At 43.2% G+C, this 12,541-nt stretch carries 12 protein-coding genes, 1 tRNA gene and 2 pseudogenes; 2 read left to right on the top strand and 13 right to left on the bottom strand.

The features are described from left to right. Positions 1-681: 681 nt before the first annotated feature. The 3 genes from ACERC8_RS00530 to ACERC8_RS00520 all read right to left on the bottom strand — a co-directional run bounded on the left by ACERC8_RS00530 (position 682) and on the right by ACERC8_RS00520 (position 2,247). A complete protein-coding gene (locus tag ACERC8_RS00530) occupies positions 682-960 on the bottom strand; it encodes a hypothetical protein (protein ID WP_373657948.1) in 279 nt (92 codons plus the stop codon). An 86-nt stretch (positions 961-1,046) separates the two neighbouring features. Beyond that, positions 1,047-1,217, bottom strand: coding sequence for a hypothetical protein (locus tag ACERC8_RS00525; RefSeq protein WP_373657947.1), 171 nt, complete (start codon positions 1,215-1,217; stop codon positions 1,047-1,049). Between the two features lie 307 nt (positions 1,218-1,524). Next, positions 1,525-2,247, bottom strand: coding sequence for an SH3 domain-containing protein (locus ACERC8_RS00520; protein ID WP_373657946.1), 723 nt, complete (start codon positions 2,245-2,247; stop codon positions 1,525-1,527). Positions 2,248-2,333: 86 nt separating this feature from the next. Between ACERC8_RS00520 and ACERC8_RS00515 the strand changes: the two are divergent. Continuing rightward, positions 2,334-2,482 (top strand): annotated as a pseudogene (locus ACERC8_RS00515) (ISL3 family transposase); the annotation flags it as partial. 55 nt (positions 2,483-2,537) lie between these two features. On the opposite strand, the gene ACERC8_RS00510 reads toward ACERC8_RS00515, so the two are convergent. The 9 genes from ACERC8_RS00510 to rsgA all read right to left on the bottom strand — a co-directional run bounded on the left by ACERC8_RS00510 (position 2,538) and on the right by rsgA (position 10,615). Beyond that, positions 2,538-4,355: an acyltransferase family protein gene (locus ACERC8_RS00510; protein ID WP_373657945.1), complete on the bottom strand. Its 1,818-nt coding sequence runs from the start codon at positions 4,353-4,355 to the stop codon at positions 2,538-2,540. Next, positions 4,352-4,768, bottom strand: coding sequence for a hypothetical protein (locus tag ACERC8_RS00505; RefSeq protein ID WP_373657944.1), 417 nt, complete (start codon positions 4,766-4,768; stop codon positions 4,352-4,354). Before ACERC8_RS00505 ends, ACERC8_RS00510 begins: the two co-directional genes overlap by 4 nt. Beyond that, positions 4,741-5,175: a low molecular weight protein-tyrosine-phosphatase gene (locus tag ACERC8_RS00500; protein WP_373657943.1), complete on the bottom strand. Its 435-nt coding sequence runs from the start codon at positions 5,173-5,175 to the stop codon at positions 4,741-4,743. The genes ACERC8_RS00505 and ACERC8_RS00500 overlap by 28 nt, the downstream gene beginning before the upstream one ends. 96 nt (positions 5,176-5,271) lie before the next feature. Further along, the gene (gene purR, locus ACERC8_RS00495) at positions 5,272-6,090 is read right to left on the bottom strand and encodes a pur operon repressor (RefSeq protein ID WP_373657942.1); all 819 of its coding nucleotides are present in this window, start codon (positions 6,088-6,090) and stop codon (positions 5,272-5,274) included. Positions 6,091-6,188: 98 nt separating this feature from the next. Further along, positions 6,189-7,127, bottom strand: a complete 939-nt coding sequence (locus ACERC8_RS00490) for a 3'-5' exoribonuclease YhaM family protein (protein WP_373657941.1) — start codon at positions 7,125-7,127, stop codon at positions 6,189-6,191. Continuing rightward, positions 7,117-8,391: a DNA recombination protein RmuC gene (locus ACERC8_RS00485; protein ID WP_373657940.1), complete on the bottom strand. Its 1,275-nt coding sequence runs from the start codon at positions 8,389-8,391 to the stop codon at positions 7,117-7,119. The genes ACERC8_RS00490 and ACERC8_RS00485 overlap by 11 nt, the downstream gene beginning before the upstream one ends. Next, positions 8,391-9,026, bottom strand: coding sequence for a thiamine diphosphokinase (locus tag ACERC8_RS00480; RefSeq protein WP_373657938.1), 636 nt, complete (start codon positions 9,024-9,026; stop codon positions 8,391-8,393). Before ACERC8_RS00480 ends, ACERC8_RS00485 begins: the two co-directional genes overlap by 1 nt. Beyond that, the gene (gene rpe, locus ACERC8_RS00475; RefSeq protein WP_373657936.1) at positions 9,019-9,678 is read right to left on the bottom strand and encodes a ribulose-phosphate 3-epimerase; all 660 of its coding nucleotides are present in this window, start codon (positions 9,676-9,678) and stop codon (positions 9,019-9,021) included. The genes ACERC8_RS00480 and rpe overlap by 8 nt, the downstream gene beginning before the upstream one ends. 64 nt (positions 9,679-9,742) lie before the next feature. Next, positions 9,743-10,615, bottom strand: coding sequence for a ribosome small subunit-dependent GTPase A (gene rsgA, locus ACERC8_RS00470; RefSeq protein WP_373657935.1), 873 nt, complete (start codon positions 10,613-10,615; stop codon positions 9,743-9,745). Positions 10,616-11,096: 481 nt separating this feature from the next. Here rsgA and ACERC8_RS00465 point away from each other — a divergent pair. After that, a tRNA-Leu gene (locus tag ACERC8_RS00465) sits at positions 11,097-11,178 on the top strand. 487 nt (positions 11,179-11,665) lie between these two features. Here the strand turns inward: ACERC8_RS00465 and ACERC8_RS00460 are convergent. Further along, positions 11,666-12,466 (bottom strand): annotated as a pseudogene (locus ACERC8_RS00460) (site-specific integrase); the annotation flags it as partial. Between the last annotated feature and the right edge of the window lie 75 nt (positions 12,467-12,541).

The following is a 12,541-nucleotide window of genomic DNA, read 5'->3' as shown; positions in this document are numbered from 1 at the left end:
GTTGCTGGACAGGTTTAATACCTTATCGTTACTTTTAATGTTTAAAGCTCGTAAGACCAAGGCTATAGTGGGTGAATCCATCTTAGGAATTATGGACTACACACCTAAAATTAGGTCAAAAAAATAACTTTGGTGTACTTTTATGGTTTCTAGCCATAAACATAAAATAAGAGAGGATAAAATTTATCCTCTCTCAGGCTTAGGTGTAATCAGTCTAATACGGTTAATAAAGAGCTTAATTTCCTAGTAACCATCATTCAAATCAGTTGACATTATCACTAAAATTTTATGTCATCTACTTCTTGACCAGGTCATCAAGGAGTGGTAGAACTACTATTTTCAAATTTTTTATCACAATTTCTTTATTTTGTCTGCTAAGCCTATAAATCTAATCGTTTTTTGATTCCCTCTAGGATATTATGCTTATTTATGCCTTACGGTGTAGAATAAAAATTTAAAAGATAGATTAGTTACTTAGTTTACTTTATTGAAGTTTCGCTGTTGTGATAACTCGAAGCGATTGTAGCCTTCTAAAAATTCCCGTCATTACTCTTTTTTATGACAAATTTTCTGTTTGGAAAATTAGTTATGAACTGAGAAGTAAAAATCAAAAGCAGGATGAAGAGAACAGCGACCAAGTTTCATCTGGGTTAAGACTGTGATAAATCGCAATAAAATGAACTATAGATTTTGATGGAATTGATCTAAGGATTTAACCAATGGATTCAAAAGTCCTAAATTACCATAACTATTAGACATGATGGAGACAATGTAATCACCTTTTGTTGTATAGATGATGCCCGCATCATTAGCTGCTTGATAGTCCAAGTCTCCAATCCATCCCGCCTTGCTCTGGGTTTTGTAAGTTTGTCCTAAAACAGACTTAATCGGTGATAGATTTGGTGTCTCAAACATGGCACCAATCTGTTTACCATGAGCCCCCCTCTTGGATGTACTCATAGTTGCTTTCCCAAAGAGCATGGAGTTCTTTTGGAGTCAAATCTGGACATCGGCGACTAATGCGATCACGACTAATACCTGATTGATCAGCCCAGTGATGTATAACCGCTTGACCATAGTTCTCGTGCAATTGAGCATAGCCCCTTGCTCGATTGCTTAGCAACAGCCTCCATAACTGTAGGGTGCTCTGCAATCTTCTCAGGATATTGCTCTGCTAAGCTGACTAGAAATGGTGCTTTAATGGTACTAGCACTCATAGAAGCGTTTATTGGCATTATACTCAATTCCTTTATTTGTACGAACATCAGAAAGTTTGAAACCAACTTGATACCCCTTATCTTCGATATGTTTAATTGCTGAAACGAGAGGCGATAACATATGCTCGTTTGCTACATAGTCACCAATTACATTAAATAATTTACCTGCAAATTGTTGGTTTTTTTCCTTATAACTCCCGCTAGCTGATGATAATTTAATCTTACCGAGATCTGTCCCAATAGTTACTTTGTCTTCATAGGTCGTATAGACATGGACGTGGCAGTCATCTGAGGTATTGGAATGATTTTATTTGTTAACCTTAACACTTGCCTGGTCATTAAATACCTTAGGTTCATACCATTTCAAATCATCTTGTCCTTTATCTTCCGACCAAACCGCTACGCGAACATGAGAAAATGGCTTAGTGTCCTTTGAACCAGTCACTTTGACCGTGAAATTAGTCTTATCTTCCTTGTAATCGACAACCTCGACTTTGGCAGGTGCCTTCTCGGCGACAGGTTTGGCTGTTTCAGTAGGTGTTGAGGAAGTTGATGTTCCTAAATCTTTTACAGGGACATAACTACGACTGCCAGAGTAGCTGACGTAACTGATCCACAGATAGTTGTCGTTCTCGACAGTTTTGTCATAGTTGGCTTTTTCACCTTCAGTGTAGTAGTCGCGGTCTGGTGCTGACATCTTAGGCTCGCTCTTGACCCCAACTCGCTCAGTAAAGGTATAAGTCCCACTAGCTGGTAGACTTTCCTCTGACACTTGGGAAGCAGGAGTAGTTGCGCTGGTCTCAACAGCAGCACGAACTGCAATAGCAGGACTAGCTTCGGCCGTAGGTGTCGTCTCACTAACAGTACTTGATTCAGCAGGCGTTATAGTTGTTGCCTGAGAGGGTTCGGTGGTTGGTGGTACGGGTGGTTGCTCTGCAGATGTTTCATTAGCGGCTACTTTACCAGAAGCCAATAGCATTCCCAGAAAAACAGGAATTGTCAAGTAGAACTTCTTGCGTTGATTTTTCATGATCATCCTCCTGGACTTATTATAGCATACAACCATTAATCATGCTACTTGCTTTATAATTTTTTATTCGTGAATTAACTTATTAAAACACCAAACTTGAAACTACAAACAATTTTATCCACATCATTAAGAATGAAAACATTCGGCTTCCGAAAATGAAAACTTCAAAACTCGCATTTTCATTGCTTTAAACATAAAACGAGAGAAGAACACAATTGTCCTCTCTCGGTTCTAGGAGTGATTAACCCACTACAGTTAATCAGTAGCCGGTTTTATTTGAAAGGCCGGAATCAATTTTTGACCGGTTTTGTTTTAGCTTCCTCAATTGCTTTTTGAATCGTTTGAGCGTAAAGCGTCGCACCTTTTACAATGCCGTCCCCATCACCTCCGAAGTGGATATTATCACTACCCACCCAAATATCTGGATTTGACAAAGCGGTCTGGTGCCAGTCAGCCAAGGTAATAAAATCATATGTCTTGGCTAGGGTTAGTTCATAATCACGAGTTTTTTGCGCAACAGGATTATCATATGTCGCTGAGTTACCGTCATAAGGCGTTATTAAGATTAAGTGGTAGCCTTTTGGCAATTGTTCTACCAGTCGGTCAAGCTCCTCCTGATAATTATAGATAGTATTAACACCCGTTCCAATGACAAGATACTTTGTTAAACTTCCGTTAGCAATATGGTTAGCAACAATCTCATTGGCTTGTGCGAGGTTGCGGCTCCCTTGCGCATCGACAAGAGCTTCAGGAAGTGCTTCTGTGATTGATTTGCTCGCCCGCAAGGTAACTGAGTCCCCAATGATAGTCACACCTTCTGTGATATCATATTTAGATGCTTTTTCTTGTCCAGCAAGAGTGCGTGTCTGTTGCAGTTGCGTCGCTGCCTGATGCAGGTTATCGACCATCATCTGCCGCTCAAAGTCACCAGTAGCAGGGGCAAAGCTGATAATGAGCAAGGCAACTGCTGTAAATACCGCAAGACCTCCTTGCAACCAGCGACGATAAGGGGCGATATCAATGACTTGACCCCAGATTTTTGCTTGTCCCCCTGCTAACCAAGGCTCAAGAAGGTAAAATGAAGCACTGGCAAAAATCAGTGATAAAGCAGTCGTGAGTAAAACAGCTAACAGGTTTGGCATTACTTCTTTAAAGATATTGTACAGTGGCCAATGAAAAAGATAAACACCATAGCTGATGTTAGCTAAAAAACTGAGCACCGGAGGCTCATTGACTCCGTCTGGTGTTCGGTCACTCCAAATGCGACAAACCACAATCAAGACAAGGGTTGCCAAACTAGACAAGAGAAAACCAAATAAATAAGAAAAAATATGATTAAAGTCCAAAAATAGACCCAATAGAAGAAGAACGAGACCAGCTCCCGTTGCCAGCAAGGCTAACTCTTGTTTTTTAAGCCGTTGGCTCAGGCGTCTGTAAAAAGATGTCGTCTCGAGCAATCCTACCAGCGTTGCCAAATAAGCCCCTAAAAAGAAGGGAAAAACATGAGTCAAACTAGAAAAGTAAATGGTCGAATAGTTGCTCACAAAGAAGCTACTGATAAACATGCTTGAAAATGTCACCAGCGATAAACAAGCAGACAAGAGAAATAAGTTCCCCCTCAGTCGGTTGATACGTGTTTCTCGTCGTGATAAGAACCAAACCAATAATCCCCAGAACAGGTAGAATTGGACCTCAATCGCCAAACTCCAGGTATGGACAAACAAATGCGGAATAAATTGCGCTTCGTAATTGCCACCTGTTAGGATTTCATAAAAATTGGTTACAAATCCTAGGGCTGCCGCCACCTGACGCCCGATACTGGCGACAAAGTCTAGTCTAACCAGTAGCGTGAAAGGCAAGGTGACTAAAACAGATAAGACCAACGGGGGCAAAATTCTGTAGAGCCGTCGTCTGGCAAAACTTGCTAAGTCAATCTGACCGGTTTGACTAAACTCATCGATAAAAACAGCTGTGACCAGATAGCCAGAAAAGGTGAAAAAGAGGTCAACCCCAATAAATCCACCTGAAAATTGCTTTTGAAAGAAGTGATAAGCCAAGACCAAAAGGAGACCGACCACTCGTATGATTGAAAACCATTTTATCTTCATTTTTGATAAATCCCTTGTTTAAATGTGCCGTCATAAACAGCTTTATCCTCAGTGTTTAAGACTCCTTTACCATCTGCCTGACCGTTTTTGAACTCCCCTTTGTAAGTCCAACCCAAATGAGAAACAAAGGTGCCTTCGCCGTGAAAGACGCCTTTTTTAAACTGCCCTTTATAAGAATCACCATTGTCATAAGTCAGCTCGCCATAGCCATTTAAGCGATGGTTTTGGACATCACCAACGTAAATTAAGCGCCCATCATCAAGAGTGAGCTCTATTTTTCGGCTAACCGTTGCCATCAGAAGGGTTAGGCTCATCAAGAAGACAAATAGAAAGGCTAATTTTTCTAACAAAGGACGGTCAAACGATTGGTTTTTAGCTATTCGGTTTAGTTGTTCTTTAATCTGTCCAACCATGATTGGCACCCCCTTGTTACTAAGTGATAAGTCTCTTCAAAATCGCCTGTGTACCAAGGGTCAGGAACTCCGCCATCGCAGAAGAGAAAGATTTTGTCATCGTAGCGACCTGCCGAAAGCTTTTTCAAATCAATGACATTTTGGTCGTCCATCCCAATCACCACATCATAGTCTTCCAAGTCTGCAAGACTAATCTGCTGCGATGTTTTGTGAGTGTCATAAGACACGCCGTAACGATTAAGCGTGTCTTGGGTGCCCCGATGAATTGGGTTACCATGCTCCCAGCTTGATGTGGCACGACTGACAACCGTCAGATGATGGTCATGGTCTTGCGCCAGCTGTTTCATCACAAACTCCGCCATCGGACTACGACAGATATTGCCAAGACAAACAAACGCCACTTTCATTTACTACTACCTCCGTAACATGCGAGATCAACCCCGACTAATGTAGGGAAACAAGAAACACCCTTATCAGTTGAATACTCATAAGGGATGATAACCTTATTGGTCAAAGATATTGCCAAGTTCCACCTTGACGGTATGTGATTTGACATCAATGCTAGACACACTAAGCAAAGATTTATAAGCGAAGTGCTCACGGTGCTCTTGGGTATTGTCTGCAAAAACAGCCACTCCAACCAAGGTTGAGTCAAACTCTTCCAATAAGCTGGCCATACCTGAGATTGTCCCGCCGCCTTTTAAGAAATCATCAACAATCAAGACACGGCTACCTGGCGCTAGGCTACGTTTGGACAAGAACATTTTTTCGATACGGTCTCCACTTGAACCACTAACGTAGTTAACACTGACCGTTGACCCTTCTGTGATTTTGAGGTCACGGCGAACGATAACAAAAGGCACATTAAGGACATTGGCCACAGCATTAGCTAAAGGCACCCCTTTGGTCGCAACTGTCATGACCGCATCAATCTTTTCTCCTTTGAAGCTATGAGCAATGATACGCCCGATGTTTCTCAGGAGTTTTGGTGTGCTCAATAAATCAGATAGGTAGATGTAGCCTCCAGGAAGAATCCGATTGCTTTCTGACAAGCGCTCGCACAGCTCTAAAGCTGTTTGACGGGCTTCTTCTTCTGAAATCATCGGTGTAAAAATGACACCCCCAGCCGCACCAGTAACGGTCTCCACCTCACCAATGCCACTGCTTTCAAAAGCTCTTTTAATGATGGAAATATCCTCAGAGATTGATGATTTTGCTGCTTCATATTTTTCAGCAAAAACATTCAAACCGGTTAATTTATAGGGGTTGTTAATCAAATAGTTGGAGATGACAACCATACGTTCACTGCGTTTTATTTTCATGTTATTAGCCACCTTTTCATGTTCTCCCCATTATATCATAATTCAAAAGAAAAGACGAACATTTTTGCTCAAATTGCCCGTCTCTCTTGGTATTCGTCTTAAAACCGTGGTTTGTAAAAGGATCGATTATCCATGGCAAAGATTTTTGCTGTCATTTCACCTGGTTCAATGCGATTGAGTGCTGTTGTCATCATCATCATCTCCGCATCGATATTATCAATCATATGGAGGATTTCTGCCTCCATAATCTTTGGACGAACAGGACTGCCATACTCCAACTGCCCATGGTGACTGAGCAGAACATGGCGGAGCACCGTCACATCTTCTTTAGTATCATCGATGTTTAGTTCAGTGATGATCTTGGTAATTTCTTCATTGACCAGGGCAATATGCCCAATCAAATTCCCCCTGATGGTATACTCCGTATTGTCAGGACCAGTTAACTCGATAACCTTAGCCAGATCATGGAGCATTACCCCAGCATAGAGCAAGCTCTTGTTGAGTGCAGGGTAAATATCCCCAATCGCCTCTGCCAAGCGAACCATGGTCGCTGTATGATAGGCCAAACCTGCCTCAAAGGCATGGTGATTGGTCTTTGCAGCAGGGTAGGTAAAAAATTCTTTGTTGTACTTACGGTATAGGGCGCGAACGATGCGTTGCCAAGTCGCATTTTCAATTTTAAAGAGCATCTGCTCCAGATAATCACGAACATCCGCAGAGTCAACTGGTGATTTCTCCTTAAAATCAGCAGGGTCATTCGGCTCGCCATCTTTTGGCAACCGCATGACGAGCTGATTGACCTGAGGCATCCCATTGTAAACTTCTCTGCGTCCTTTGACTTTTACCACACGTCCTGTGGTAAAGGTGTCGATATTGTAGGGTTGGGCATCCCAGAGGTTACCTGAAATTTCTCCAGTATCATCTTGGAAGGTCAAGGCAATATAATCTTTGCCTGCCCGCGTCTTTCTGACGTCAGCCGATTTGATGAGATAGAAACCAGTAAAAATCTCATCCTTTTTCATTTGATTAATCTTCATTATCTTCCTCATCTTCTAAAAGGGGCAAATCAAGTAGCGACTGGGTCTGACTGTCTTGATAGGCCTCAATGGTGGTCAAGGCACGCACGATAGCATTAGTTCTGGTCGTTAAAACGCTGTCCAAGGTACGACTGGCGGTATTGAGCTGTTTTTGCGCCTTAGTTAAAAGCCCAGAAAACTTCCCAAATTCCGTCTTAACATTGCCCAAGACCTTACTGATGTCATCCGCGTTTTTTTGGATATTGAGGGTCTTAAAACCAACTGATAGAGCGTTCAGTAGAGCCGATAAGGTCGATGGCCCAGCCACCAAAATCTGCTCCTCCCGTCGCAAGCGGTCAAAGAAATCAGCCTGCCTAACCACCTCGGCATAGAGACCTTCCGTCGGTAAAAAGAGAATCCCAAACTGGGTCGTTTCAGGCGGGTTCAGGTATTTTTTTTGAATGTCCTTGGCGAAGCGTTTGACGCTGGTCATCAGGGCTTTGCGGTGCTGATCAATGCCGTCACGGTCAGCCAGTTCATATGCCTCTTCCAGACGGTAATAGTCTTCTAGCGGAAACTTGGCATCGATGGGCAGATAGACTGGGGTGTCTGATGCTTGGCCAGGGAGTTTAATCGCATATTCGACTCGCTCACTAGAACCTGATACCGTCGCAAACTCACGTTCGTATTGGCTAGGGGTCAGCATATCCTCAATAATCTGAGCCAGTTGAATTTCTCCAAGAATCCCCCGTGTCTTGCTACCTGATAACACTTTGCTCAGGCTACCAACATCACGCGCTACTGTCTTCATTTCCCCCAGACCTTGATTGACACTCTCCAGCTGCTTGGATACCGTCTCAAAGGAGGTCTGCAAGCGCTGATTGAGGGTTTGATCGAGTTTTTCAGATACCGTTTGGCGCATATCTTCCAAGCGATGCTCATTAGAGGTCTGCAAATCTTTAATCGCAAGTGTCAGCTGGGTCTGCAACTGCTCCAAGCGGTGATCCGTCTGATTGCGACTGGCTGTTAAATTATCGTATAAAGCTTCTCGTAGGTCACTAGATTGCTGATAAAGCCCATCTTGCAGGCGGAGCAACTGCTCCTGTTGGGCAAGGAGCTGATTTTTTCCTGCCATGTCAATTAAATAAGTCAGTTGGTCTGAGAGGTTATCAGCTTGGTTCTCTAAAGTTTTGATGAGTTGATCTTGCTGTTGCCGTTGCTTCCAGAGAACGATGATCAGCACCAACAACACCAAAACCACCATGACAAGGGTCAACAGAGCCATCACGCCCTCCTATCTCGGGACTGAATCACCACTGCATACCCTTCATCTAGGCTAAAGCAAACGGGCTGTCCCAAAAATTCATTGCTACTATAGATTTTTTTTTGGAAAAATGTGCTGCGCGTCATCTCGTATTTAGCTCCTTGAATGGTGAATTGTCCCTCGCCTGATGCCATAAAAGCAAGATAGGTCATCCCTTCTGCCTGTGTGACCTCATGGCTGCCAACCGGGAAAAACTGGACACGGTTCAGGTCATCGACCAAAACCAGTTGCTGCATGTAGGGCGCAAGTTCTGGGTCGCTGGGCAAGAAGAGATTGGACAATTCATGGTCCAGTCGCCCACCAAAGGCACCAAAAATTGTCACTTCAGCTGTCGGGTATTGGGCAAAAATTAGTTTGAGGGCGAGTTCAGCATCCGTGTCGTTTTTTTCAGCCGGCGCTTGATGAAGTATCAGAGCATGATGTTTGATGGTCGCAAGCTCTTCTGCTGTCACCGAATCAAAATCCCCCACTGCCATATCCAGCGCCAGCCCATGTTCCAAAAGAAAGAGACAGGCTCGGTCAACACCAACATAAGCATCGAAGGTACGTGGCACAAGAGTCGGCTGACCACCCAAGCAGAGGGCAATCCTAGGCATCTAGCACCTCACGCAGGCGAGCAACACCAGCTGTCAGGTCTTGCTTGAACAGGTAGGAACCAGCGACAAAGACGTTGGCGCCTGCTTCTTTTGCTAGGACAATGGTCTGGTCATCAATGCCACCGTCCACCTCGATATCAAAGCTCAAGCCAAGGCGAGCACGCTCTTTTGCGATTCGAACGACCTTGGACATGGTTTCTGGAATAAAGGCTTGACCACCAAACCCTGGGTTAACCGTCATGATGAGCACCTGATCGACCAACTCTAGCACAGGAAAGAGGGCTTCAACTGGCGTGCCAGGGTTAATGACCACACCAGCCTTCATACCCGCTGCCTTGATTTTTTGCAGTGCACCATGAATGTGGGTAGTGCTCTCAGTGTGGATGGTCATAATATCTGTCCCTGCTTGGGCGCAGGCCTCCACATAACGCTCTGGATTAACCACCATGAGATGGACATCAAAGACCAGCTTGCTGTGTTTGCGCATACTGGCAACAACATCTGTCCCAAAACTAATATTAGGCACAAACTGACCGTCCATGAGGTCGATGTGGACATAGTCTGCACCGCTTTTCTCAATGCGCTGCAATTCACTGGCAAAATTGGCGTAGTCAGCAGCTAGGATGGATGGGGCGATTTTGTAAGAAGACATGGGTTACCTCTTTCTACATAGATATGGGAACGACGGCTTTAAAAAGGGGACAAGGATATGTCATTTATTTTTTCTTAGCAACTTTTTTGTAAGTTCCACGGCGGTTGTCAATTTCGCTGAGCAGTTGCAAATAGTTATCATACCTAACCTGCCAGATGTCACCAGCTGCTACTGCCGGTTTCACGGCACAGGCTGGCTCATGGGTATGGGTACAGGTGCGAAACTTGCAAGACTGGCTGACCTTTGAGATGTCTGGAAAGGCCTGGTTGAGGTCTTCGCTAGTGGTCACTTGATAGTCGAGGGAGGAAAAACCTGGGGTATCCGCAATCTTGCCACCGAAGACATCATAAAAACTGACCGCTCGCGTGGTATGGCGTCCTCGACCTAGACTATCTGAAATCTCGCCTGTTTCGAGCTTTAAATCTGGGGCAATTTTATTGAGTAGAGTAGACTTGCCCACTCCAGTTTGTCCCATAAAGATCGTCACCTGATTAGTCAGAAGAGGCGCTAGCTCCTCGACACTATAGCAGACCTCATAACCTATCTTCTCATACTGCCTGCGAATCTCGTCCAGCTCTGCCATTTCCCCAACTAAATCCAGCTTGGTAATGTAAATGATGGGGTGAATCTGCTTGTGCTCCAAAAGCACCAAAAAGCGATCCAGCAGGTTGGGATTGAAGTCAGGCTCACGCGCCGACATGATAACGACCGCCTGATCAATGTTGACGATAGGTGGACGCACCAAAGCGTTATGGCGTTCCTCGATGGCTAGGATATAACCCTCTGACTGCTCCTCAGCAGAAAAGTCAACCCAATCGCCTACATAAGGCGTCTGTCCTGTCTTTCTAAAATTGCCACGCGCTCTGGTTTGATAAACCTGTCCGTCTGCCTCAACATAGTAAAAACCTGCCAAGGCCTTAATAATTCTTCCTCGCAAATGAACTCCTCTGTTTTTGTTTTTATTATACCATACTTTATCAAATGTCTCTAGTATAGGTACTGGGGCTGAGACAAAAGTCTCCAACTTCAACGTTGATAAGGTATTACTTGCAATACGCAGTGATCGGAAGCAACTTTTACTGGCTTTGCCAGTTTTAGAGCTGCCCTTGCACAGTTCATTAGGTATTTCAGCACCAATGAACCACTGCTGAATGCTTCAAGGTGCTTGAGCCTTGACGGTGGGGAATCGTGAGTTGCAAAGCAACTCTCCTCCCTAATACGCTGATGCTATCAGCTATAACAGCCCTACTCAACTTTGCGAGGGGTGAGCAACAACATCGACCCCCTTGGGTTATCGATTTTTGGCCCACTCCCTCGTTCACTCTGGAAAACTGCTACTGAATGACTAGGAAGGTTAAAAAAGTTCTGCCTAAGGCTTGATTTTTTTCATAAAATCAGCTAAGATAGTTATATCACCTGCGGAGGTGGTGGAACGGCAGACACGCATGCTTCAGGCGCATGTGCCCGTAGGGTGTGAGGGTTCAAATCCCTTCCTCCGCATTTCTTTAGACAATTACTGAGTTGAAGACAGAAACGTTTCAAGTACTGTTCTTCAACTTTTTTCTTTTCCTTGAACTTTTTAGAAAAGAATTTTCTGTAAATGCTCTGCGGCATTATTTGAAAATACCTACCTGATTTGCCCCTGCTCAGCTTCAACTAAAAAGCTACTTTTCCTTAGTTTTCTAGCAGATATCAACATGAGCGAGCGAAAATCTGTTATAATGCTACTGATAGGCTTACTAGAATGGAATAAAATCCATTTCCTTCTATCTTTTCATCACCCTAAGGTGTGACACTATTACCCTACTAGACTAAATGTTGCAAAAAGACACCCTCACAAAAAATTGTGGGGTGACTTTCCATTTTTTAATCGCCTTAACTCATTGAAAAGGCTATAATACTAGGCTTTCAGCCTTAAACAATCTGATATCGATTATTTAAGAGTAACAATAACACACGTTACTCTGTTGGTGATATAATAGGCTTTTTAGCCTTTACTCAGAGTTTGGCAGGAATTTTGGCATAAAATGGAATCTAGTCCTGCACTAATTACATTTTGAGTGATTTCTTCTGATACTGTTTTATCTAATGCATTAAACCAGTGACTATATGTATTCAAAGTTGTAGATTTATCAGCATGTCCCATTCGTCTTGCTACATATAAAATATCTTTCTGCAAAACATTTATGAGATAAGAAGCATGGCTATGTCTCAAACCTTTTCCTGTTATCACCGGTACTCCAACTTCTTGAGCTTTTCTCTTGATAATTCGACAGATTGTTAATTTACAAAACGGTTCACCAAATTGTGAAATGATGTAATCTGTATCTTGATTGGAAACTTGATTTTTTCGCCAGTTTTCCAATACTGATATTGTCACATCATCTAATTCAATAAGGCGTTCTCCAGCTGGTGTTTTGGTTTGGTCTTTGCGGTACCAATTTCCATTTTCATCCTTTTCCAAGGTTGTATGAACCTTCAAGAATTTATGCTCAAAATCGACATCTTCCCACCATAACGATAAACCTTCACTCACACGAACACCTGTCATATAATATAACCAAATAGTTGTGAATCTTTGTAACTCTTCGTAATCTTGTAAATCAAATGATTTAATAAAGTTCTGAAACTCAATATAAGTCCAAAATGGTGTATCAGGGTGCTTGCCTCTAGGATTATCTAACGCCTTGCATGGCATTGATGAAATATATCCTAATCTCTCAGCATAACCCATGCATGCCTTAAATCGTGACCATAAATTCTTCGCATAGTTTTCAGAGTAATGTTCTGAAAAGGCACCCCTTTTCTGTACAATTTTTATAAAGTGTTTTTGTTAAGCGATAACTCGCTTAACCATAGGTGT

Origin of the sequence: Streptococcus sp. E29BA (assembly GCF_041807805.1) — a bacterium.
GTDB classification, from domain to species: Bacteria; Bacillota; Bacilli; order Lactobacillales; family Streptococcaceae; genus Streptococcus; species Streptococcus entericus.
The sequence above is the reverse complement of the archived record's forward strand: the minus strand, read 5'-3'. Positions and strand labels throughout refer to the sequence as shown.